The 21905-nt window shown below is 64.6% G+C and carries 25 protein-coding genes; 24 read left to right on the top strand and 1 reads right to left on the bottom strand.

From position 1 onward, the window contains the following. The first annotated feature begins 10 nt into the window (after positions 1-10). The 24 genes from traC to WS92_RS29970 all read left to right on the top strand — a co-directional run bounded on the left by traC (position 11) and on the right by WS92_RS29970 (position 21513). A complete protein-coding gene (gene traC / locus WS92_RS30075; protein ID WP_082743483.1) occupies positions 11-2614 on the top strand; it encodes a type IV secretion system protein TraC in 2604 nt (867 codons plus the stop codon). Beyond that, entirely contained in the window at positions 2611-3132 is a 522-nt protein-coding gene (locus tag WS92_RS30070) for a hypothetical protein (RefSeq protein ID WP_059928713.1), read from the top strand. Before traC ends, WS92_RS30070 begins: the two co-directional genes overlap by 4 nt. After that, positions 3129-3872 (top strand): hypothetical protein, encoded by a 744-nt coding sequence (locus WS92_RS30065; protein WP_059928710.1) that lies wholly within the window; start codon positions 3129-3131, stop codon positions 3870-3872. The genes WS92_RS30070 and WS92_RS30065 overlap by 4 nt, the downstream gene beginning before the upstream one ends. A gap of 41 nt (positions 3873-3913) precedes the next feature. Further along, entirely contained in the window at positions 3914-4468 is a 555-nt protein-coding gene (locus WS92_RS30060; RefSeq protein ID WP_059928707.1) for a phospholipase D family nuclease, read from the top strand. 9 nt (positions 4469-4477) lie between these two features. Beyond that, positions 4478-5236 (top strand): FadR/GntR family transcriptional regulator, encoded by a 759-nt coding sequence (locus WS92_RS30055; protein ID WP_099975899.1) that lies wholly within the window; start codon positions 4478-4480, stop codon positions 5234-5236. Beyond that, positions 5229-5432: a hypothetical protein gene (locus WS92_RS30050; protein WP_059928703.1), complete on the top strand. Its 204-nt coding sequence runs from the start codon at positions 5229-5231 to the stop codon at positions 5430-5432. Before WS92_RS30055 ends, WS92_RS30050 begins: the two co-directional genes overlap by 8 nt. A 2-nt stretch (positions 5433-5434) precedes the next feature. Beyond that, positions 5435-5968 (top strand): S26 family signal peptidase, encoded by a 534-nt coding sequence (locus tag WS92_RS30045; protein ID WP_231755861.1) that lies wholly within the window; start codon positions 5435-5437, stop codon positions 5966-5968. Then, positions 5955-6611, top strand: coding sequence for a type-F conjugative transfer system protein TraW (gene traW / locus WS92_RS30040; protein WP_059928697.1), 657 nt, complete (start codon positions 5955-5957; stop codon positions 6609-6611). Before WS92_RS30045 ends, traW begins: the two co-directional genes overlap by 14 nt. A 65-nt stretch (positions 6612-6676) precedes the next feature. After that, positions 6677-7645 (top strand): conjugal transfer pilus assembly protein TraU, encoded by a 969-nt coding sequence (gene traU, locus WS92_RS30035; protein WP_085954777.1) that lies wholly within the window; start codon positions 6677-6679, stop codon positions 7643-7645. After that, the gene (trbC, locus tag WS92_RS30030) at positions 7642-8358 is read left to right on the top strand and encodes a type-F conjugative transfer system pilin assembly protein TrbC (RefSeq protein WP_059928694.1); all 717 of its coding nucleotides are present in this window, start codon (positions 7642-7644) and stop codon (positions 8356-8358) included. The genes traU and trbC overlap by 4 nt, the downstream gene beginning before the upstream one ends. A 2-nt stretch (positions 8359-8360) precedes the next feature. Next, positions 8361-9467, top strand: a complete 1107-nt coding sequence (locus tag WS92_RS30025) for a hypothetical protein (RefSeq protein ID WP_231755860.1) — start codon at positions 8361-8363, stop codon at positions 9465-9467. Positions 9468-9474: 7 nt separating this feature from the next. Beyond that, positions 9475-10752, top strand: a complete 1278-nt coding sequence (locus WS92_RS30020) for a conjugal transfer protein TraN (protein WP_231755859.1) — start codon at positions 9475-9477, stop codon at positions 10750-10752. A 2-nt stretch (positions 10753-10754) separates the two neighbouring features. After that, positions 10755-11180 (top strand): hypothetical protein, encoded by a 426-nt coding sequence (locus tag WS92_RS30015; protein ID WP_059928684.1) that lies wholly within the window; start codon positions 10755-10757, stop codon positions 11178-11180. Beyond that, a complete protein-coding gene (locus tag WS92_RS36180; protein WP_197420740.1) occupies positions 11170-11562 on the top strand; it encodes a hypothetical protein in 393 nt (130 codons plus the stop codon). Before WS92_RS30015 ends, WS92_RS36180 begins: the two co-directional genes overlap by 11 nt. After that, entirely contained in the window at positions 11559-11867 is a 309-nt protein-coding gene (locus tag WS92_RS30010; RefSeq protein ID WP_231755858.1) for a hypothetical protein, read from the top strand. The genes WS92_RS36180 and WS92_RS30010 overlap by 4 nt, the downstream gene beginning before the upstream one ends. Continuing rightward, on the top strand, positions 11864-12253 hold the full coding sequence (locus WS92_RS30005; RefSeq protein WP_231755857.1) for a hypothetical protein: 390 nt from the start codon (positions 11864-11866) through the stop codon (positions 12251-12253). Before WS92_RS30010 ends, WS92_RS30005 begins: the two co-directional genes overlap by 4 nt. Positions 12254-12256: 3 nt before the next feature. Continuing rightward, positions 12257-13108, top strand: a complete 852-nt coding sequence (locus WS92_RS30000; RefSeq protein ID WP_059928678.1) for a conjugal transfer protein TraF — start codon at positions 12257-12259, stop codon at positions 13106-13108. Positions 13109-13119: 11 nt separating this feature from the next. After that, complete coding sequence (locus WS92_RS37045) at positions 13120-13914, top strand: DNA methyltransferase (protein WP_059928675.1); 795 nt, start codon at positions 13120-13122, stop codon at positions 13912-13914. Continuing rightward, a complete protein-coding gene (locus WS92_RS36915; protein ID WP_231755856.1) occupies positions 13911-14954 on the top strand; it encodes a hypothetical protein in 1044 nt (347 codons plus the stop codon). Before WS92_RS37045 ends, WS92_RS36915 begins: the two co-directional genes overlap by 4 nt. An 85-nt stretch (positions 14955-15039) precedes the next feature. Then, positions 15040-15498 carry a Lar family restriction alleviation protein gene (locus tag WS92_RS29990; protein ID WP_059928672.1) on the top strand — a complete coding sequence of 153 codons (459 nt, stop codon included), beginning with the start codon at positions 15040-15042 and terminating at the stop codon, positions 15496-15498. Positions 15499-15500: 2 nt separating this feature from the next. Next, positions 15501-15854: a hypothetical protein gene (locus tag WS92_RS29985; protein WP_059928669.1), complete on the top strand. Its 354-nt coding sequence runs from the start codon at positions 15501-15503 to the stop codon at positions 15852-15854. Beyond that, positions 15851-16951, top strand: coding sequence for a phage Gp37/Gp68 family protein (locus tag WS92_RS29980; protein WP_082743482.1), 1101 nt, complete (start codon positions 15851-15853; stop codon positions 16949-16951). Before WS92_RS29985 ends, WS92_RS29980 begins: the two co-directional genes overlap by 4 nt. After that, positions 16944-18413: a conjugal transfer protein TraH gene (locus WS92_RS29975; RefSeq protein ID WP_059928664.1), complete on the top strand. Its 1470-nt coding sequence runs from the start codon at positions 16944-16946 to the stop codon at positions 18411-18413. Before WS92_RS29980 ends, WS92_RS29975 begins: the two co-directional genes overlap by 8 nt. A gap of 10 nt (positions 18414-18423) precedes the next feature. Further along, positions 18424-21513: a conjugal transfer protein TraG N-terminal domain-containing protein gene (locus tag WS92_RS29970; RefSeq protein ID WP_059928661.1), complete on the top strand. Its 3090-nt coding sequence runs from the start codon at positions 18424-18426 to the stop codon at positions 21511-21513. Here the strand turns inward: WS92_RS29970 and WS92_RS29965 are convergent. After that, a complete protein-coding gene (locus WS92_RS29965; RefSeq protein ID WP_059928816.1) occupies positions 21506-21886 on the bottom strand; it encodes a hypothetical protein in 381 nt (126 codons plus the stop codon). The genes WS92_RS29970 and WS92_RS29965 overlap by 8 nt on opposite strands. Positions 21887-21905: the final 19 nt, after the last annotated feature.

The following is a 21905-nucleotide window of genomic DNA, read 5'->3' as shown; positions in this document are numbered from 1 at the left end:
GAAGCCCGCCATGAAGATGCCCGACACCGGTGACTGGCTCAAGCTGGCAAGGACCAGGGTCCGCGACGTGGTGCGGCAGTCCGTGCTCGGTGAGACCCCAGAGCACGATCCGATCGACGAAACGCTGAACGTGCCGCAGCAGGATGATGCGAGCGGCTTCCACGAGATCCTGAAGTACGACCAGTACGACGACACGACCGGGCTCTTCTACAACGACAACTCGGTCGCGTTCGTCCTCGATGTCGTTCCCCAAACCGGCGCCGACGACGAAATGGTCAGTCGGCTGAGCACCCTCTTCACGCCGATTCCCTCGGGAACCGGCGTGCAGTGGTGCTTGTTCGGGAGCTCGCGCGTCGACGACGTACTCGATCGCTACGAGGATTTGCGGTTCGAGGCAGTCGAAGCCGGCAAGGTCGACCCCCTCTTTCTCGATCTTGCCAAGCAACGCACCCAGTTCATCCGCAGTCGTATGGGCGAGTCGCTTTTCGATGACATGCCGTTCGCGGTTCGGCGCTTCCGCCTGGTGCTGTCCGTCACCCGATCCGGCACGCACGACGATCCCATCCTCGTCGAGCAGATGCACGACCTGCAGGCCACGCTGCTGTCCTCCCTGCGCACCGGCAATCTGCCGGCGAGAAGCATGGACGCCGATGCCCTGATCGCCTTCCTGTTCCCGATCTTCAACCCGGAATATCTGTTCAACGACGCCCCCCTTCCGGATCTGCGCTATGACCCGACACGGCCGATCAAGGAACAGATCACGGCCGTCGGGCATCGCGCGCGCGTGCGGACCACGGAGATCGTCTTCGGTGTTCCGCCGGCCGACGACGTCGAGCGTGACACGCGCGTCGCGGTCCGCGCCTTTGGCATCCAGCGCTACCCGGCGGAAAAGCGTCTCTGGGAGATGAGCAACATCATCGGATCGTTCACCGATCCGGAGCTCCAGTATCCGTGTCCGTTCCTGATTTGCGGTGGCGTCCAGACGCTCGAGCGGATCGCCACCGACAACCGGGTACAGCTGAAGGCCGCGCGCGCCCAGCAGAATGCTGAATCGAAGATGGCCAAGTTCCAGGTCAATCTGGCCACGCAAAATCGCGACTGGCGGATGGTGCAGCACCAGATCGCTGCGGGTGGCCAACTGTGCGAGATCTATCACACGCTGTTGCTGTTCGCTCCGAAGGAGCGCATCAACCGGGCCAGTCAGATGGCCATCAACATCTGGGACAAGGTGCGGTTTCGGATTACCCCGTTGCGCATGCTCCATCTCGGCGCGTTCTACGCGAGCTTGCCGATGACGCTCACCAAGGGCGCGTACCGGGATTTGAAGCGCAACCGCTTGATGTCGACGAAAACGACCGTGAACGCCATCGACATGGCACCGGTCCTCGCAGAGTGGAGCGGTCTCGGGCGACCGGTCCTCTTGCTGTATGGCCGCCGCGGCACCATCACGCCAATTGATTTCTACGCCAACAAGCAGGGCAACTACAACCTGTTCGCCACAGGCGTCTCGGGTGCCGGGAAGACGGCGTTCCTGGTGGAGGTGGTCAACGCCTACCGCAGCCTCGGCGCGCGCTGCTCGATTATCGATGTCGGTCGCGGCTACGAGAACGCTGTTGCGCTGATGGGCGGCTCCTTCATCGAATTCAAGCTGAACTCGGACATCTGCATCAATCCATTCACGTGGGTGGCGGCAGACAGCGAGAACACGTTTGAACAGGAGCTGCGCCTGCTCAAGCCGATGATCGGACGCATGGCGTCGCCCGACAGTTCGTTGTCGCCGCTCCAGTATTCGTTCATTGAAGACGCGATCACCGCGGTCTGGGCCGACTACGGTCCCGAATCGAATCCGACGCGGATCGCCGAATACCTGAAGGACAAGATCAAGAACGAGAAGGGCGAAGTCGAGCGGATCGCGTTCGAGCTGTCGCATCAACTGCGGCCCTTCTGCAAAGGCGGTGCGTTCGGGCGGTTCTTTAACGGCAAGGCCAACATCAACTTCGACAACGACCTCACCGCGCTCGAACTCGAGGAGCTGAAGGACGCGCCCGAGCTGCGCCGCGTCGTCTTGTTCGCTGCGACGAACCGCATCACGTACGACATGTACATGTCGCCTCGCAACCTCCCCAAACTCGCCCTGGTGGACGAGGCCTGGCAGCTGCTCGGCAGTGATCCGGAGACCGCGATTTTCATCGAGGAAGGATATCGCCGGGCTCGGAAGTACAAGGGAATATTCGGCCTCGGCACACAGTCGATCTACGACGCGTTCAAGAACGACGCGTCCAAGGCAGCGTGGACCAACTCCGATTGGAAGATCGTGCTGCGTCAGGACTTGCAGTCGTTCAACAAGATGAAGGCAGAGGGGACCATCTCGTTCTCACCGGCCGTTGAACAGATGATCCGCTCGCTGACCAAGATCGACGGTCACTTCTCGGAGATGGTGTTGATTTCCCCGGAGGGGGAACAACTGCTGCGGCACGCCCCCGATCCGCTCGCGTTGATGATGGCGTCGTCCACCGGCGAGGATGTCGAGGAGCGTGACCGTCTGCTCGAGCACGGTCATACGCACGCTCAGGCGCTTGCGATCATGCTGGAACGCCGCGGAGGTCGGGCATGAAAGAAGAACCGACCCTCGCGACGAAGGTCGAGCAGCCGAGCGACGAGCCCGCAGCCGTCGCCGCGCCGGCGCTTGGCGACACCGGCACCAGCCGTCCCGATGCCGAGGCCGCTGGGCGAGCCAAGAGCGACATCGCCGGCTACGTCGCCCCCCTTCTCATCTCGTCGATCGTGACGCTGCTCGCGCTCGCGCCGGTGCTTTACGTGCGCCTCGCCCATCTGCCCAAGCCCGTCGCAACCGTGGATCTGCAGCAACTCGTCGTGCTCGGGCAACAGCGCTACCTCGACCGCCGCAGCGTGCAGGCAGCAGCCTCCGTCCCCGACGTGTCGACCGCCACCGCTGCGTCGGCCCAGTTCGCGCGCGACCTGTCGGCGGCAGTCATCGAGCTCGGCGCGACGTGCAAGTGCATCCTGGTCAACAAGGCCGCGGTGCTCAACAGCGACGCAATCACCGATTACACCGACCAGCTGCGGGACAAGCTCAAGCTTCCGGCGGCGACATCAGGAGCCCCGCGATGAACGTCATTGTCGAGTATCCCGAGGATTGCCTGCTTCGGCCGGTCGAGCGCCAGGTGTTTTCCCGGCAGATCCGGAACCTGCTGACGCGCGATAAGGCGTACATGCACGACCTGGACGCGATGCGAGCGCGCGTCGGATTGGAAGCAGCGTTTCACAGCTATCAGCGCGAGGAGCTCGCCACGTTGCTCTCGATGGTTCACGAGAACGTATCTGACGAAGTGCGCGACACGCTGCTCGAGCGCCTGGGGAGCTACCTGAATGTCCGGATTCGCCGCGCCGATTACACGCAGGAAACAGCGGATCACGCTGAGCTCGCTGAGCGCGGCGAACCGACACACGCGTGGACCCTGTCGATTGCCGTCGGAATCGTCATGTTCGCGGTCGGCTTTGGCTTTGCGGCCGCGCTCACACCAACCCATCCCCCACTCAATGCCGGAACACGTAGCGCGGTCGCACCGGAGAGCGCTGCGCATGCCAACCCGATCGCGCAGCCCTTGATCGATTCGACCAGCGACGAATCGGTCGGTGATATCCCGATGCTCAAATTCACGTTCGAGTCGAGTCGACCGAAGCGAGATCTCGGGGCGTTGCGTGCGCTCATGCCGACCGATGACGGGATGTACACGATCGACCTCACGGTCACGCCGGTCGTCGCTGCGCCGGCCGCAGCCAGCCGGAACGAGTCGCCTGTCGATGCCGGTCGCGACGAACACCAAGAACCGAAAAAGGACCCGCAATGATGAGACTTGCGCTCCGACTGATGTTCGCTCGAGCTCGCGCAATGCGCGCAACAGTGGGCTCGCCCGCCCGCCTGTTCGCCTGCGCTGTGTTGTCGAGCGCCGCGCTGCTCGCACACCCCGTCAAGGCAGCAGAAACCTGCCCGGTCCAGGTCGCGTACTCGCCGGACGGATCCGCGGAGGAACTGGTCGTTTCCGCAATCAGCGGAGCACGCCAGTCGATTCGCCTTGCCGCGTATTCGTTCACGTCACCGTCGGTCGTTCGTGCGTTGATGGCCGCGAAACAGCGCGGCGTCAATGTCGCGGTCGTCGTCGACGAGAAAGCGAACCGGGGCAAAGCGAGCGTCGCTGCGTTGAATCTCCTGACGCAGGCGGGCATTCCATCGCGCACGGTTTCTATCTACCCCATCCACCACGACAAATACATCGTGATCGACGGTGCGCAGATCGAGACCGGCTCATTCAACTACAGCAGCGCGGCGCGGCGCAATAGCGAGAACGCGGTCCTGATCTCGCAGTGCCCCGCCGTCGCGCGCAGCTACCTCCAGCACTGGCAATCGCGCTGGTCGCAGGGTAGCGACTACGTCCTCCCCTATTGAGGTCCATCCATGGAAACGGCCATCGACGCTTTGCCAATGCACAACGATCGTCATGCGGACGGATTGCATCCGGCAGGTGCGGGTGCGGTCACACCGTCCGAGGCGGCCTTGAATCAGCTGCTCGACTTCATCATCACGTCCGGAGAACATGCCGCGCCGCTGCCGCCCCAGGATGTGTTGGCGCAGCGCCTCGACGTCAGCCGGGTCGTGGTCCGCGAGGCGGTCGTACAGCTGATCGCCCATGGCATGCTCACCGCCTCGCCGCGGCGCGGCACGTACATCACCGAACGTCGCAAATGGCGCGTCGTGAACCCGAACGTTCTGCACTGGCGCGCCCAATCGAAGCCGGATCGCGCCGCGCTCCTCGACGAACTCGCGGCGATCGCCACCCTGATCGGCCCGTCGGCCGCGGCCGACGTCGCGGTCCACGCGGACGATGCCGCGATGGAGCGCATCCTCGCCACGTGCGCCACCCGGTGCGCCGCGCGCGACGGCCGGACGTTTCGCGCGGCGTGCTCGAACCTGTACCTCGCGGTCTTCTCGGCCTGCAAAAACTCCCTGTTCTGTCAGTTGGGCGCCCTCGCGGTCGAATGGTGGGCGCACGGCGGAACTGACCCGGATCTGGCGTTCGATGTGTCCACCATCGAACTGACGCGCCTGGCCGTTCTGGAAGCCGCGTGGCGCGATCGCGACGCGTCGGCCGCGCACGACGCCATGCGCGAGCTGGTGGCCGTCGACTATTGCAACGGAGCGAATCGGCATGCCTGACGGACTCGATACCCCAAAGGCACCGCCGGTCCGCGGACGAAATCTCCTGTCGATCGGCTGGACGATCGTCGGCGTGCTCGCCATCGGCATCGCGGCGTGCGCGCTCGTGAAGATCGGGCTGACCGGCGCGCTCGGGTGCCTGGTCTTCGGTGCGGGCGCTATCTGGGCCGGTCACAGATCCCGGCTCTGGGAGTGATCATGTCGCTATCTGCCCCCTCTCTCGACGCACGCATCGCACGCCGGACGCTGCGATACCGGATCGTGCGCTTCGTGATCATCGGTTCGTGCCAATGGCTCGCGCTCGGTGCATTCGTCTGCTGGGCGCTGACGCCGTGGTTCGATTTCTCGATCAACCTCACGCAGAGCTTGCCGGGCACGCTCTACGTGACGCACATCGGCGCACCGGTCAATCGCGGCGACCTGGTGGCGTTCTATTGGCATGGGGGCGCGACCTACCCGCAGGGCGTCGTGTTCATCAAGCGCGTGATGGGCGTCGCCGGCGACGTCGTGACCGTGCATAACGGCGTCTATTACGTGAACGACACCCGGATCGGCGTCGCCAAGCCGCGCACTCGCGCGGGCGTCCCGCTCGCGCCCGCTCGGCCCGGCGTGATCCAGCCTGATTCGTACTTCGTCTCAACCCCGCACCCGGACAGCCTCGATTCCCGCTACGCGCTGACCGGTAATGTCCCGCGCTCGGCCATTCAGGGGAGGGCCTATGAAATCTTCTGAACGGCTCACTGCCTTGCAATGTGCGCTCGCGCTCGTGCTGGCCGCCGCTACGGCCGACAGCGCATGCGCCGGCATGCTCGGGACGGTCGGTCCGACCTACCCGATCGCTGAGCCGAGCGCGGTCGATCAGATCCTTGCGCAGCTGCGCAAGAAGGCCCAGACGGGCGAGTTCGCCCGGCTCCAACAGGAAGCCGTGCGCCGATCACTGAACAGCGTGCGCAATCCCGCGCCCGTCGATGGCATCCGAACGGCGACCGCTCGCAGCGAGCAACTGATCGATCCCAGCGTCACGTATGCCGAACCGGTACGCACGGACGACGGCCGCATCGTGATTCCGGCGGGGACCAGCGTGAATCCGCTTGACATCATTCCCTTCACCGAGACGCTCGTGTTCTTCGACGGTCGCGATCCGGAGCAAGCGGCGGCGGTGGTCCGGCTGCTCGCGCGCTCGAACGCGCGGGTCAAACCGGTGCTGATTGCGGGGTCCTGGCTCGACCTGACCAAGCAATTCAAGACACAGGTCTACTTCGATCAGAACGGCACGCTGTCGCACCGCTTCGGTATCTCCGAGGTGCCGGCGCTCGTCCGGCAGCAAGGCAAGGCGCTGTCGCTTTCCGTTGTGCCGGCACGGGAGCTGAACTGATGCGACACGCCACGCCATCGTGCACCACCCTGCTCGCCGTGCTGCGCCGCGTCGCGCTGTTGCTGATGCTCGGGTCTTGCTCGCTCGCCACGCACGCGCAGAGCCTGAACTGCAACGGCAAGTTTGCGAACCCGATCACCGACATCTGCTGGAGCTGCGTGTTCCCGATCTCGCTCGGCGGCACGCCGATCATCACGGCGGGCCAGGAGGACACGTCGAACCCGAGCGGATTGCTGTGCACCTGCGGCCCGGTGGTTGGCCTGAAGATCGGTTTCTGGGAGCCGGTGCGGCGCGTCGACGTCACGCGCGTGCCGTACTGCTTCGTGTCGCTCGGTGGCGTGAAGATCGACCCCGGCATTCGCGCACCCGAGGGCGAGATCCGCCAGCAGCAGGATCTGACGAAGCAATCCCGCTACCAGGTCCACTGGTATCTCGACCCGATCCTCTTCTGGCTCGAGGTGCTGCTCGATTTCTCGTGCCTCGAAACCGGCAGCTTCGACGTCGCCTATCTCACCGAGATCGATCCGACCTGGAACGACGACGAGCTCACGATGCTGCTGAACCCGGAGACCTTCCTGTTCGGCAACCCGATCGCGCAGGCCGCATGCGCGGGCGACTGCGTGCTCTCGAGCGCCGGGTTCGGCAGCAACGCGCTGTTCTGGTGCGCCGGCTGCAATGGGTCCATCTACCCGTTCAACGGCCACGTGCAGGCCCACATCTCTCACGTTCAGGCGAGCTCGCTGCTGGTTCAGCGCATGACCGCCAAGTTGCATCGCGAAGGGCTGATGTGGGGCACCAGCGGCGGCGACGCGTTGTGCGGGCCGACGATCCAGCCGGTCATGGACAAGTCCCAATACAAGTACCAGATGCTCTATCCGATCCCGGAGACGACCAAGATCAACGGCCGCTGCTGCCAGCCCTACGGCCGCACCACGGCGATCTGGGGCGCCGGCAAAAGCTACCCGTACAAGGGCGAGGACTTCTCGTACATGGTCTTCCGCAAGAAGAACTGCTGCCTGGGGGTGCTCCCATGATCAGGAATTCGATCGCAGTGTGGGCGGTATTGGCGGCGATGTCGTCGTCCGCGCTGGCGCAAACCGGGACGCAGCGCGGCATCATCGCCGATTCACCGTTCCCGACCGTGAGCGCGAAAGATCGGATGCCGGCGGACGAGCGTATCCGCGCCGAGCAAGCGCGCATCGAGCGCGAACGCAAGCAGATGTTCGGCGACGTGCAACCGGCGCCGAACGCATTCCCGAATATCGCGACCCCGGCGCCTTCGCACGTCGATCCATTGACCATTGCACGGCGTTACGAGGCGCGCGCCGGGCAACGCAAGCAGGAGGAGCTGCTCGCGTTCGCCAGTCTGTCGATGCCGGCCGAGTCGCTCAAGCGGTTGATCCGCGACACGGCACGCGTCGGCGGGGTCGTGGTGCTGCGCGGGTTCAAGGATCGCTCGTTCAAGGCGACGGCCGCCGCCATTCAGGCGTTGGGCGTCGACACGTCGGCCGTGCAGATCAATCCGAACGCCTTCAAGCAGTACCGCGTCAGTACGGTGCCGACGGTCGTGCTCGTCAAGGCCGACCACGTGCTCGATCTCGACGCCGAAGGTTGTGCGCTGCCGGAGAACTTTGCCGGCATCTCGGGGGATGTGACGTTGCCGTACTCCCTTCGCGAGATTGCCCGGCGATCGCCGGCCTATCAATCGCTCGCGACCCGGATGCTCGTGAGCCTGGGGGAGCACTGATCATGCGCCGCTCGCCATTCGTCGGATATCGAACACGGTTGTCGCGCGCTGCAGCTTTCCTCGTGGGTCTCGCGGTGTCGGCGGCGTTCGCGCAGTCGACGCCGGACGCGGCGTTCCAGGCCGGCAAGGACTTCGCCCGTGGGGGCAAGGACGCCGCCGCCGGCGCCGTGAGCACGACGACCGGTCAGCAGAACCTGCCGTACTACAACACCAACGCGCCCGAATCCAGCCAGTTCGGAAACGGTCGGGGTGCGGTCGGCGCCGCCGGATCGCAAAAGCAGATCAACTGTCAGGGGTATCGCGCCGGCTCAGCGTTCGATCAGCAGGATTGCGACGCGGTCAACTTCATGACGCGCAATCCCACCGAGCGGACGAAATTCAAGATCGACAAGAACAAGGACCCGATCATGACCGGCTCGCGCGACCTGATCAAGAATCCGGGCGCGGCGGCCGGGAGTTCCGCGCAGCAATGCCACGTCGAGCAGACCACGATTCCCGGCAAGACCGTCACCGAGACGTGCACCGACAGCATGACCGTCGACAACCAGTCGTGCTCGAAGGTGCTGTCCGTCGACGTCCAGATGAGCTGCCAGCAGAACGAGCTGATGCAGGCGCTGGACCTTCCGCGCAACGCGGTGGACCACGTGAAGATCTTCGCGAAATGCGATATGGCGGCCCAATCCAGATCGTATATCGAGATGACAGCCGACGCATTCGGTATCCGCGGCGGCCAGGTCCGAAATGCCTTGGTGAAGATCCCGAAGGACGTCGCCACGATCCCGGCGGACCAGTGGGTTACGACCGCAGGGAACCGGACCGGCTACCTGCTCGTGATGACGCACCCAGACTGGGAGTACCGCATCCGTGACGTGCCCGTGTACATCCTGAGGGATTCTCTCGGATGTCAGCCGGGATCCACGTCCTGCTCGTATCACATCTACTGGGAATGGGCCGAGCGCCAGTACGACTGCGACACGGATGGCAACTGCGCGTTCCGTAACGACGTTTTGTCGTCAAACGAAGGAATCGCGACTGGCGTGATCGGCGTCACGTCAATCACGGACCACTGGGATGACCAGTGCCTGTATCTCGAGTCCCGTGCGCACTAGGCCCGTCATGACCACACCGAACCCTCTCCTTCTCCGCGCCCGACATGGCGTCGCACGCGCCGCGTGGGCCGTCGCGGCGGTGCTGGGGCTGTTCATGCACACGCCAGCCGCAATAGCCGATCCGTCGTGCCAGAAGCTCAGCGAGGTTTGCGTCGACGGCCCGTCGACGAAGAACGTCTCGGGCGTCGACGTCACGCGCGCGTGCTGGCGCTACACCGCGACGTACCAATGCCGCTCGGTTAGCGCCGCAAGCGACTGCCAGCCGCTGCGGGATCGGGGCTGCGGCCAGATTGGCACCCAGTGCATCGCCCGCGCCGATGATGGGACGTGCCTGACGCAGGAGAACACATTCCTATGCAAGACGTCGCCGGACCAGGTCGTCAACCAGACGGTCTGCGACAAAGGCACGTTCTGCCAGAACGGGGTGGGCTGCTTCGATACGAGCTCGCCGCAGGACAAGGATTTCGGCAAATCCGTCGCGTACCTCGAAGCGGTCCGCGAAGCCGGCGTCTACGGTGTCAACCCGAACTCGGTCGAGATCTTCAAGGGCTACAAGGAATCCTGCAGCATCAAGGGCGTCGGCGGCGCCACGCTGTCGAACTGCTGTCAGTCGAATGACGGCGGCCAGGCCTTCATCAACTACGCAATGCTGGCGGTCGGCGCCGGCAAGGCGATCGCAACCGGCTCCAAGTATTTGTACGACGGCCTCTACCAGACCGTCGATAGCACGCTGATGAGCAAGGGCGTCGGCGCGGCGAACAGCGTCACGTCGATCTTTACCGGCAGCGGCTTCACGCCCACGTTCGGTGCGTACGGCTTCACCTTCAGTTTCTCGTTTTCGTCCGGGTTCACGTTCGTCGGGTTCGATCCCTCGTCGTTTGCGCTGTCGATCGCCATCCAGCTCGTGCAGATGTGGCTGCGTTGCGACACGGCCGAGCAGACCCTGTCGCTCAAGCGCGGCCAGAACCTGTGCGTGCACGTCGCCACTTACTGCAGCAAGAAAGTGCTCGGCGTGTGCCTCGAGCGAAAACAGGACCACTGCTGCTTCAACTCGATCCTCGCCAAGCTGATCAACCGTCAGGGCCGGGCGCAACTCGGCATGCCGATGGACCAGTGCGGCGGATTCAACCAGAGCCAGATCTCGCAGCTTGATTTCTCCACGATCGATTTTTCGGAATTCATTGCTTCCATCGCGCCGAAGAACCCCGATCAAGGCGCCATCACCGGAAACGTTCAGAAGACCGTGAACGGCAAGGTGAGCGGCTACTACGGAAACGGAGACTGAAGATGGACGACAGCACCCATTCGTTCGCATTCGAGCAGCTCCACGAGTTCACCGCGCCGGCCGCCCCCGCGGCCCCCGGCGGGGATATCGAGGCGTGGACCAACGGCGCGAGATTCGCGCTCGCCGCGGTCGCGCGCGCGACGCTCGATCCGCTGACGGTGGCGCTCGAAGCGTGCGCCGCCGAGCAGGCGCGCTGCGTGGCGGCGCAACAGCTCAAGTCGCCGCTTGAGCGCGACACCCTGCCGGATACGGTGCGGGCCGCGATCCGGACGATCGACCTGCAACTGGACCTGATCGCGGCGCGCGCGCCGGGCAAACGCGTCGACAAGGCGCCTGTCGTGCGCACGCTGACCCACCTCAAGGCCCGCCTGGAACGGGCGGTCTCGGCGACGCCTGGCCCTGCCACGGAGGTGCGCGATGACCACTAAAACTCGGATCACCCTCCCACGCGACATCGCCGTCTGCATCAGCTGCGGTTGTGACGATTTCCATGCGTGCTGGGACGACGCGCACGAAAGCCCGTGTTTCTGGGAGCGGGTGGACTGCGGCGCAGGTCTTGGCGTGTGCAGCGCCTGCCCGGAGCGCGCCAGCGCCTGGGACGCCAGTGATCGCACTGGGCGCGTGCCCTCCGGGGGGCTCGACCAGTCTGATCCCGACAGCCATCTGGATTTCGTTCCCGGCACGAGCTCGTCTTCGACGACGCGACAACCGGGAGGCCTGGACGCCGCTCGGCGCATCGAGGCATCCGTGTCCGACGCGGCCGCCACTGACGACCGTGCCGGACGTTTCCATAACGGGAGTTCATCGTGAACCACTTCTCTGCTTCATTCGCCCCGCACCCTGACGCCCAGCTCGCGCTGATGATGTTGATCCGGCATGTGCACCGGGTTGCTGCCTCGCAGGCCGCTCGCGTTGCGTCCGGGGACGCGACGGCAGCGCAGGCGTGTGCTGCAGTGATCCGGCACGGCACGTCGCTGGCGGTCACCGCACACTACTTCGGCGCCGCCGATATCGCCGATGCGATTGCGGCGGTCACGGATCGGGAGGCAGCACGCCTGAACCCGGCGTGGTGCGATGCTGAACCGTCAGCGGTGGCGGCTGGAGAACCTGCATGAGCATGCCCCGCCACTGTGCTGCCGCTCACGTGCTCCCCGCGCTTGCCCTGCTTGCTTGCGTGGCCGCCGCGCCGACGCGCGCGCAGGTCGACGGACAGGTCGTCGACACGCCACTGCTGCTCATAGCGGATGCGATCCACACCGGCCATGCGCACGGCATCGTAGCAGGACCGATCGCCGAGCAGTTCCGGCGCCAGTTCAATGCGTCTGGATTGCTAACCGTCGATGTCAGCACCGTGCGCGCGCTCCGCAATCCCGAGTGCAAGCGGCTCAAGCTCGTCTGGTCTCAGGCGGGGGCGCGCACGCCGAACGGGCCGGATACGGCGGTGCTGACCACCGAGATGAACATTTGCGCCGACGGCAGCCCGCCCGGCGACTCGGAGTGAGCGATGCGCATCCAACCTCGTGCCGCTGTCGCGCCGCTTGTTGTTGCGCCGCTCATCGCGCTGGCGGCGCCGGCGCAAACCAATCCGCTCGACTACCCGTCGATCTGGCAGTGCGACGCCGGCGACGGTGCGGACAACAACGCGTACGCTCCGCGCTTCAATTGGTATTGCGACCTCAGGAAGCCGGCGCCCGAGCAGGCCGAGGCGCCGCCTGCGTCGGAACCGCAGCCCGCGCCGAGCGAGCGCATCGAGATCCCCGACATCAAGACGGCCGAGCAGATGCGCAAGGAGCTCTCGCGCCGGCTCGACGTCGCGACGATGGAGCCGACGCCCGATCACATCCGCGATTACCTGCAGCTCTGGCAGATGACGCAGGAGAAAGGCGCTGTGTTCGCGGACAACTGGCGACGGGTGGTTTGGCAGGATCCCGCGCTCGACTACACGCTGACGCGGCCGGCCAACAACTCGGCGATCAAGGTCTACGACGCGAAGCGCGACGCCGATGAGGAATCGCAGCTGCGGGCGCTGGCCAAGGACCATGGCTTGATCTTTTTCTTCCGGTCGGACTGCCCGTATTGCCACGCGATGGCGCCGGTGATGCGCATGCTCGCGGACAAGTACGGCATCGACGTGCTGGGCGTCACTGTCGACGGGCGCGGCATCGACGAGTTTCCACATCCCGCTGACGGCCGATCGAAAGCCGCCGCCTGGGGCGTCGAGCGGGTGCCGGCGCTCTTCATTGGCTCGAAGCAGACGGGCGATCACGCGCCGATCGGGTTCGGCGCGATGTCGCTGTCCGAGATCGTGAACCGGATCTTCGTGCTGACCGGCACGAAGGCCGGCGATAACTTCTGACGGGGGACGCGATGAGAGACTGGATCGATCACTGCCATTTCGGCAACTGTCGCGAACTGATGCGCGTCATGATCGCCGACGGCGTGAAGGTGCAGACGATCGTGACGAGTCCACCTTACTGGGGGCTGCGCGATTACGGTGTCGACGGGCAAATCGGACGGGAATCGACATTGTGCGAGTTCATTGACACGCTCGTCGAGGTGTTCGACCTCGCCCGCCAACTGCTCGCGGACGACGGCACGGCATGGGTGAACATGGGCGACAGCTATGCAGGCTCGCGCGGCGGTGGTGCGCCGTCGGTGACCTCCACGCTCGCCGGCAACGGGCACGTTGGAGGTGGCCCGAAGCTGCGGGGGATCACAGCTGGACGCCGTCGCGACGACGCGCCCGTCCCGCGCTCCGACGTCCGTGTCGAAGTGCTGAAGCCGAAGGATCTCGTCGGCCAGCCGTGGCGCCTCGCCTTCGCGCTGCAGGACGCCGGCTGGTATCTCAGGCAGGACATCGTCTGGTGTCTATCTGGCGGGGCGTGGGCCTACCGGTTCAAGTCTGGACCGCCAACGCGACCCGAACACGACGTGCTCGAGAACTTCATGCCGGCCTGCGCGCCCTGCAACATCGACAAGCACGCCATGCCGCTTGAGGCATGGCGCGCAAAGCTGAGTCGCACGCTTGACGTCTTGAATCGCAGCTATCCCACCTACCGCCATGCGCGTCGATTCGGCCTTCTTACTGAGACGCCGGCGCCGATCATCTTCTACTTCGAGCGCGTCGCGGCCGATGCCGGCGGCGCAGGAGCGAGTCGATGAGCCGCCTGACCAAAGCGCAGCGCGAACAGGTCCGTCAGATGTTCGGTGGGCGGTGCGCGTACTGCCGAACGGCGCTATCCGATCACTGGCACTCCGTCCATTCAAGTGGGAGCCGTCACGTGAGTCGACATATCTTTGATCGCCTTCTTCGGCCATGGGGACCGCGCCGCGAGACCGGCTGCGTGTCGCCCAGCGCGCTCTCGCTTGACGTTGTGGAGCGCGGTATCTGGCCGCTGGTACAGGCACTCAATCAAGTCGATGGCGTCCGCACGATTGCGTCGTGTCACGGTCACCGTGGACCCGGTGTATTGACTTACAACGGCAACCCCTACGTGTATTTCGAGGGACCGGCCACATTTGCGCTTGCCCTTTCAGAACACATCGACTGTGCCTACTCGCGAGAAAGGCTCATTTACCGTTGGCGAGTCGGGGGGCAAACGCATCCGGAACTGGGCCAGTGCATTTACCTGTCGCTCGATAGCCGTTTCTATCTGCGCGGAAGGCTCGCACGTGACCTAGCGTGGCTGACTCAGCATGTCGCGAGTCAAATCGGCCATGGTAGCGATGCCCCCGTGCGTGATGAACCAGATCATTGCCAAGAAGACGATAAACGTCATCACGAATTTCTTTCGACCAGCACGTCTTTTGTTACCGAGCGGATCTTCGCGTCCGCAGCCTGGGCATGGGTTCTTGATGCTCGGATCAAGTGGGCGGCTGCAATTCGGATTCTGGCAAAGATACCGGCTGCTCATCGGTGGCTCCAGGAGATAAATCCAATGAATAAGACGACTCTCGACGAGAAAAGCATACCTGAGTCTCGTTCTCGGAAACGGGCGCCGGCACTGACTCCCACCGAACGCACTCGTCGCTTTCGCGACCGGCTGTCGAGCGCAGGGGGCGCAAGGATTGATCTGCACCTGGCTCCCGCCGTGGCAGATCAGCTTGCCAATGAATGTGATCGCACCGGTGAGACCTTGCAAGCGGTCGCCCATCGGCTCATTGAGCAGGCACTGCGCTCACGCAACGAGGAGGGCTCATGAGCGGACTCGTTCGAGAAACCGGTGCACCGGTCGTCTTCCATTTCGAGCGCGTCGCTGCAGACGCGGTCCTTTCAGGAGCCGTCCAATGAACTCGCCTAACCAATATCAGCTGATCCCCTGCCCGTTTTGCGACCGTGATGCCGTGATGCGGGTGTCCGAGGGTAAATTCGGCGGAAGCTGCGTCGATCTCGCGTGTCCCGGCTATCGGATGGCACTCACCTTCAACGATCTCACCACTGCGGCGGCCGCCTGGAACCGACGCGCCGGGTCGCTGCATCCGGACGATGTCGCCGTCGATATCTTTGCCGCCCGGATGAAACGGAAGCTAGCCAAGAAGCGGAGCGAGGGCCGAGCCGGATGGAATGACCCGGCGAGCTGCGACATCAGCACGCTCGCGCGATACCTCGTCGAGCACGTCGGCAAGGGGGATCCGGTCGACGTCGCCAACTTCGCAATGATGCTTCACCAGCGCGGCGCGGATAACGGCGTTTTACCAGCGGCACTCCATGTCTATATGGAGCCCATCACGTTCAAGGAGATCTGATCATGGCGCGCTTCAGACCCGTCCCCACGGCCAACGAACTGCTCGCGGTGATGCACCCGGGCGTTGCCTATGCACCGTATGTGCTTGCCAGCCAGTTCAACCTGAAGGCGGACCGCATTCGACCGCTGCTCGACGAGATGCTCGCGGCCGGTCAGCTTTCACCGATTCACGTGTCGAACTCGAGATCGTGCAACGTGTGTATCGCCGGTACCGAGCCGCGCCCCGCCGCTTCCGACGAGAAGTATGTCGGCGTGCCGGCCGCACGGCGCACGTACTTCGTGATGAGCGGTGACTTGAACGATTACGTCGCCGAGATCCGGCGTCGCGCGCACCTCTGCATGATGGTGCGGCGATGAGCGAGAACAGCGAGATCGAGTGGACCGACCATACCTGGTCGCCCTGGGAAGGTTGCCAGAAGGTCGGCCCGGGGTGTGACCACTGCTACGCCGAGTCGATGAACCGGTGGTTGCGCCGGGGGAAGAACTGGGGACCCGGCGCGCCGCGACGCCCGTATTGCCCTCGGCATTGGGACAAGCCGCTACGGTGGAACGAGCGGGCGCGCGCCTCCGGCCGACCCGTCAAGGTCTTCCCGAGTGTGTGCGATCCGTTCGACAACGCGGCGCCGGCTGGCGCGCGCCCGGCGTTCGGCCAGTTGATCCTCGCCACGCCCGCACTGACGTGGCTGCTGCTGACCAAGCGCATCGGCAACGCCGGCACGATGCTGGCGGAAATGTTTCCGGGCGGCACGCCCGGCAACGTGTGGCTTGGCGCGACGGTGGTCAACCAGGACGAGGCGGACCGCGATATCCCGAAGCTGCTCACCACGCCGGCTCGTATCCGGTTCCTGTCGATCGAACCGATGCTCGGCCCGGTCGACCTCGAATCGGTGCGGTGGCCCGGGCTCGACGGGCATCGCGTCGACGTGCTGCGCGGCGGCTACTGGAACGAGGCGCCGTACGTCATCGGCGCGCGATCGGCCGCGCTCGATGCCCCGAAAGGCGGGTTCACGAATCATTCGGACTTCCCGAGCACGATCGACTGGGTGATCGCCGGCGGCGAAAGCGGGCGCAGTGCCCGCATCACACACCCCGTTTGGGTCCGTCGCCTTCGCGATCAATGTCATGGGGCCGATGTGCCGTTCCTCTTCAAGCAATGGGGACAGTGGATGCCGGGGACCGACGCCACCAACGAGCAGATCGAGGTCGCTCGGTCCGGCGCGTGGATTCAACTGTCCGGCCGTGTCCACGACGGGAACGACCCCGCAGCGTTTGCCAACGGCGACGCTCACATGCTGAGTGTCGGCAAGAAGCTCGCCGGACGCACGCTCGACGGCGTCGTCCACCACGCGTTCCCGGACTCGGCGCCGCGCTTGAGCACCGTCGACAGCGTTGCGGCTCCCCGGGATCTCCCGGCGCGACGCGTCATTCCTATCGTTGGAGACCGCCATGTCTAAGGTGCTCCCGGTCAAGGCGTATCGCCTCTCCCGTGGCGCGCAGCGCTGCCTGCAGGCCGTCATCGCCGCGCTCTCCCTCGCCTGCCTCGTCTATACGCAGCCGTCGGCCGCCATGTCGATGCAGGACCTGTTCAACAGCGTCAATGCGATGGGCAACGTCACGGGCCCGGGGGCACTCCAGGGCCAGACGATGGACATGTTCTCCGGCGGCTCGCTCTTCATGCGTATGCCCCGACGCACCTATCAGGTCGCGTCGATGACGCCGCCGTCGTGGAACGCCGGCTGCGGCGGCATCGACCTGTTCATGGGCGGATTCTCATTCATCAACAAGGAGCAGTTCGTCGCGATGCTGCGCAACATCGGCTCCAACGCACTCGGCTATGGCTTCAAGCTGGCGATCCAGAACCTGTGTCCGACGTGCGACAACGTGATGCAGGCGCTCGCCGCGACCGCGCAGCAGGTCAACCGGCTGAACATGGATTCGTGCACGGCGGCCAAGGGGCTCGTCAATGCCGCCCTGCCCGACACCTGGACCCGCGGCAAACAGGACGCCGCCAAGAATTTCGGGGTCGACAGCAACATCTTCGAAAACATCACCGACGCGTGGACCAACGTGATGGATGACGAGTCCAAGGCGAACGACGTGATCGACACCGTCAAGAACAACAACCCCCAGGCCAAGGACGTGCTTCCCACCGGCAATGTGGTGTGGAAGGCGCTCAAGCACGTCGACGGGATGACGGACGAGGACCGGATGGTTCTGATGTCGCTGGTCGGCTCGATGATCTTTCCGACCGATTCGGGCACGCCACAGACCCCCCGTCCGCTGATGCCCACCGACATCGACGTCGCCACGCTGATCGGCAGCGCCATCGACAAGGGAAGCAAGGTGAACGTGCCGATCTGGCGGTGCGACACGACGACCGACGACGGGTGTCTGCATCCGTACCCGGACAACCTGAGCACGGACAGCTTCTACACGATGGTCGAGAACCGCATGACGAGCATCGCGGATCACATCGCCAATCGCTCGCCCCACGACAACGTCGACCAGGTCATCGCGTTCCTGAACACGACCGACCTGCCGGTCTACAGCATGATCGCGACCGGCACGCGTTACGGCAACACATCGTTGAGCGACGGCGCGATCGCGACCTACGTCGACCTGGTCGCGGCGAAATACGCGGAGGTGTACATCCGCCGATGCGTCAAGGATCTGCAGGAAGCGATCGGCAAGTACATGGCGCTCGCGGACGCCACCCAGGCGGATTCGCTCAAGGAGATTCAGCCCCAGATGGACCGGGTCACGAATCTCGCGCACCAGGCCCTGATGAAAGCGTATTCGCAGACGGTGAGCACCCACAACATCGCGCTCGAACTGCAGGCGATGGAGCGGGCCGTCGACGCCAACCTGTCCGAGACGCTGCGCAACTCGCTCGCGTTCGGCAAGAGCCTCAACTAGCGGGGTTCACATGGGCATCGAGATCCAGACCTGGTGGAACGTCGACACGCTGTACTACGTGTTGAACGCGGTCGCGGCGACGATGATGAGCAACGGCTACAGTGGGCTCCTGAAATTCGTATTCATCATCGCGCTGATGATCGGCCTGTTCGGCTACGTCGGACGGCAGTTCGAGCTGATGATGTGGTTCATTCAGGCGCTGATGTTCGTGACGATCCTGAACCTGCCGATCGCGCGCGTCGCGCTCGTCGATCGCACCGGCCTCGAGCCGCCGCGGACCATCGATCACGTCCCCGTCGCGTTGGCCAGCGTCGCGCAGGCGAATTCGCTCGTCTTCAACTACCTGACGCGCACTTACGAGACCGTGTTCGGGGTGCCGGACGATCTGGGGCTCGAGAAAGGCGACGTCGGGTTCGGTCACCGGATCCTGCGCCAGGTCAATTCGGCCGTCGTGCGCGATCCTGGCCTGCGTGCCGACCTGATGCAGTTCTTCAAGGAGTGCACGAAGTACGACATCCTCGACGGGGTGATCACGCCCGATCAGATCGTCGCCGGGACCGACACCTGGAACACGATCTTCAGCAACACGAGCCCGGCGCGCTTCGTCACGTACAACGTGCTGACCAACACGCCCAAGACGGACACGTGCGTCGCGGTTGCGCAGGTACTGAAATCGCGCGTCGACGGCGCGGTGACCAGCGCGCAGCAGTTCTACGGTCGCCAGGCGTTCCCTCAGGCCAGCTCGGACGGGCTCGCGCAGCAGATGTTCCTGTCGACGGTGTCGACGTCCTATTCGTGGCTGCTCGACGCATCGGCATCCGCGTCGGACGCGATGAAGCAGGCGATGTTCAACAACGTATGGCGCGACGCCGGCACGGCGATGGCGCGCGCGCACAACGACCCGGCCGCGATCGCGGACACCAATGCGCTGATCGCCGAGGCGGAAGCGGCGCGCCAGGCGAACGGCTCGAATAGCACCCTGAGCCTGCTCGGCCAGGAGACGATCCCGCACATGCGCAACTGGATCGAGGCCATCCTGTATGGCCTCTTCCCGGTGGTGGTGACGTTGATGGTCCTGGTGCCGGCGGAGGCCGCCAAGCGGGTGCTCGCCGGCTACTTCATGGGGCTGGTCTGGATCGGCCTCTGGCCGGTGCTGTTCGCGATCATCAACCACCTGTCGCTGATCCACCTCCACAGCAAGCTCGCCGCGCTCAAGCTCGCGGCCGGCGTGCCGTTCCAGTTGAGCAACGTGTTCGACGCCACGATCGTCGACGAGCAGGCGATGATCGGCTACATGGTGGTGCTCGTCCCGTTCATTGCCGGCGCGGTCGTGAGAATGGCCGATGGTCAGATCTACGGGCTGGCCGACCGGATGATTTCGGGTTTCAGTTCGGCTGGCGCGCGTTCAGGCGCGGCGATCGCGGGCGGCAACTACAGCATGGGGCAGTCCGGCATCGACACGTCGTCGGTGAACACCACCACGATGCAGAAGTTCGATAGCGGCTTCGCGTCGAGCAGCGGCAGCACCGCCATGCAGCTCGCCGACGGCAGCACGCTGCGGGTGTCGAGCAACGGGCGTGCCGCGCTCGATCGCTTCCAGGAACACATGCTGCAGAGCATGGTCGCGGCCGACGAACGCTCGATCGGCCGTAGCAATGAGCGGTTCAGCGGCACGTCGAACTTCTCGGGCAGCTCGAACATATCGCGGACCGGCACTTCCCTCTCGGGCGCCGAGACCTTCGGGCATTCCGCCGACCGCGGCACGAGTCAGGGCACGAGCCAGCTAAATGCTGTGACGGACAGTGGCGGCATGAGCGGACGGAGTGCGCACGATGAGTCGGTCGGGCGCGATCGTACTATTCAGTCGCAGTTTGGCCAAAACGTTCAGGCTCAAGACAGCATCATGTTGCGGGCCGGTGCGGGCGGGCGTCTCGGCGCTGACGCGAGTGTCGATAGCGGAAATCCGGGGCGGGCAACGGGGCAACCACGCGGCAACAACGTCGCGCGCGATCAAGCGCGCGTGCGACGCGCGATGGAACAAGGGGGGGCGTCGCCGCAACAGATCACGGACGCCATGAACAAGGTGGGCGAATCGCAACCCACGGGCCAAGCACCCGGCACCGGATCGACGAGGCACTCTCGCGGCAGCGTGGGGATGGACGCCCACCTCGGTGCCGATGTCAGTGGCGCCCGAAACTACTTCGCAGACCAAGCCCGAAGTCATTCCTTCAACGAGAGCCATCGTGAGAGTGATTCTGCCTCTCGCGCCACCGAGTACTCCCACACCGGCTCCGCAACGGCTCAAAACACGACCGGCGAGCAATCGGCGCAAAGCGATCGCCACGATCGCACCGCGTCGAGGATCACGACGTCCGAGTCGGCTAGCCAGAGTGAGCGCGGCTTCCGGCGCGAGTCGGGGGCGCGGACCTCGTCCGCATCCAATAGCTCGCGGCGCCATGAAGTGATGGAGAACATGATGGCCGACCCCGAGCTCTTCTGGAAGGTCGCTCAAGCCAATCACATGGCCGCGACCCGGTTCGTGCTGCAGTCCGAGGACAAGATCGTCGGCATGGTCGGCCAATACCTCGACAACCAGGCAATAGCCCAGCACGTTTCCACGCCGACGTGGGGCAGTCCGTACACGCCCGATGCGCCCGGCTACGGCTCTCACGACACGGGGCGGGCCGCGTCCCGTGCGTCGGACGGCTCCCGTCGTCGCCCAGAGGGCGAACGCGCGCGCACGTTCGACTCGATGGTGCGCGATACCGGGTTTGGCTCGGTCACGCCGGTTCAACCCAACATGGCGCCGCCCTCGGAGATTGCCGGTGCACGCGCTGATGCCAGCGCGCCGCTCACGCCCAACTCACCGCAGAGCCTGGGCGCGCGTGCGCAGGACTTTGACAAGGAGGTTCAGCGATACGCGAGTCCAGATCGGGCGCTCGGCGAGGGGCGCGTCACGCAGACGGAAGTGAATGCGGCCAACGAGGGCCGGGATCTGCACGACACCGCCCGGCGGGCCGCCAACACCGTGAAGGAAGCGGTCGGCCTCAAGCCGGGCGAGGACTACGACAAGAAGGACGTGCCGCCGAAGATCAATTGATGCGGATGGATCCCGGAGACCAAGGGCCAGTTTTGCCGGTGTCGAAGTTGTACCAAACAGATGGCTTGTATTCCGAGTCCGGTTGACGGCTGATCGGATCGACAAACGGATCCGACGGCACGAGCGGCACCCCTTTATCGACGAGATATCGAGGAATACTGAAGATGCTCTCAATCACGACGATCATCAGTCGCACGACCAGCAGGTCGAACACGACGTTTGCTGCCACCGGGTGGCCGATCGAATCCAGCACAGCCTGGAGCGTGAACGCGAGCGGCACCATCACGAGCAACCAACGTCCGCGCCGCGCAAACCAGCGCAGCGCGCGGAAATGCAGAAACGGATGCCACAGCGCATGGAACAGGTTCTTCATGGCCACCCCCGCTGTCGGA

Origin of the sequence: Burkholderia sp. MSMB1588 (genome assembly GCF_001546925.1) — a bacterium.
GTDB lineage: Bacteria > Pseudomonadota > Gammaproteobacteria > Burkholderiales > Burkholderiaceae > Burkholderia > Burkholderia humptydooensis.
The sequence above is the reverse complement of the archived record's forward strand: the minus strand, read 5'-3'. Positions and strand labels throughout refer to the sequence as shown.

Bases quoted from the DNA above. Each gene is read 5' to 3' on its own strand.
- traC (WP_082743483.1), top strand. From the start codon at position 11: ATGAAGATGCCCGACACCGGTGACTGGCTCAAGCTGGCAAGGACCAGG.
- WS92_RS30070 (WP_059928713.1), top strand. From the start codon at position 2,611: ATGAAAGAAGAACCGACCCTCGCGACGAAGGTCGAGCAGCCGAGCGAC.
- WS92_RS30065 (WP_059928710.1), top strand. From the start codon at position 3,129: ATGAACGTCATTGTCGAGTATCCCGAGGATTGCCTGCTTCGGCCGGTC.
- WS92_RS30060 (WP_059928707.1), top strand. From the start codon at position 3,914: ATGCGCGCAACAGTGGGCTCGCCCGCCCGCCTGTTCGCCTGCGCTGTG.
- WS92_RS30055 (WP_099975899.1), top strand. From the start codon at position 4,478: ATGGAAACGGCCATCGACGCTTTGCCAATGCACAACGATCGTCATGCG.
- WS92_RS30050 (WP_059928703.1), top strand. From the start codon at position 5,229: ATGCCTGACGGACTCGATACCCCAAAGGCACCGCCGGTCCGCGGACGA.
- WS92_RS30045 (WP_231755861.1), top strand. From the start codon at position 5,435: ATGTCGCTATCTGCCCCCTCTCTCGACGCACGCATCGCACGCCGGACG.
- traW (WP_059928697.1), top strand. From the start codon at position 5,955: ATGAAATCTTCTGAACGGCTCACTGCCTTGCAATGTGCGCTCGCGCTC.
- traU (WP_085954777.1), top strand. From the start codon at position 6,677: ATGCTCGGGTCTTGCTCGCTCGCCACGCACGCGCAGAGCCTGAACTGC.
- trbC (WP_059928694.1), top strand. From the start codon at position 7,642: ATGATCAGGAATTCGATCGCAGTGTGGGCGGTATTGGCGGCGATGTCG.
- WS92_RS30025 (WP_231755860.1), top strand. From the start codon at position 8,361: ATGCGCCGCTCGCCATTCGTCGGATATCGAACACGGTTGTCGCGCGCT.
- WS92_RS30020 (WP_231755859.1), top strand. From the start codon at position 9,475: ATGACCACACCGAACCCTCTCCTTCTCCGCGCCCGACATGGCGTCGCA.
- WS92_RS30015 (WP_059928684.1), top strand. From the start codon at position 10,755: ATGGACGACAGCACCCATTCGTTCGCATTCGAGCAGCTCCACGAGTTC.
- WS92_RS36180 (WP_197420740.1), top strand. From the start codon at position 11,170: ATGACCACTAAAACTCGGATCACCCTCCCACGCGACATCGCCGTCTGC.
- WS92_RS30005 (WP_231755857.1), top strand. From the start codon at position 11,864: ATGAGCATGCCCCGCCACTGTGCTGCCGCTCACGTGCTCCCCGCGCTT.
- WS92_RS30000 (WP_059928678.1), top strand. From the start codon at position 12,257: ATGCGCATCCAACCTCGTGCCGCTGTCGCGCCGCTTGTTGTTGCGCCG.
- WS92_RS37045 (WP_059928675.1), top strand. From the start codon at position 13,120: ATGAGAGACTGGATCGATCACTGCCATTTCGGCAACTGTCGCGAACTG.
- WS92_RS36915 (WP_231755856.1), top strand. From the start codon at position 13,911: ATGAGCCGCCTGACCAAAGCGCAGCGCGAACAGGTCCGTCAGATGTTC.
- WS92_RS29990 (WP_059928672.1), top strand. From the start codon at position 15,040: ATGAACTCGCCTAACCAATATCAGCTGATCCCCTGCCCGTTTTGCGAC.
- WS92_RS29985 (WP_059928669.1), top strand. From the start codon at position 15,501: ATGGCGCGCTTCAGACCCGTCCCCACGGCCAACGAACTGCTCGCGGTG.
- WS92_RS29980 (WP_082743482.1), top strand. From the start codon at position 15,851: ATGAGCGAGAACAGCGAGATCGAGTGGACCGACCATACCTGGTCGCCC.
- WS92_RS29975 (WP_059928664.1), top strand. From the start codon at position 16,944: ATGTCTAAGGTGCTCCCGGTCAAGGCGTATCGCCTCTCCCGTGGCGCG.
- WS92_RS29970 (WP_059928661.1), top strand. From the start codon at position 18,424: ATGGGCATCGAGATCCAGACCTGGTGGAACGTCGACACGCTGTACTAC.
- WS92_RS29965 (WP_059928816.1), bottom strand. From the start codon at position 21,886: ATGAAGAACCTGTTCCATGCGCTGTGGCATCCGTTTCTGCATTTCCGC.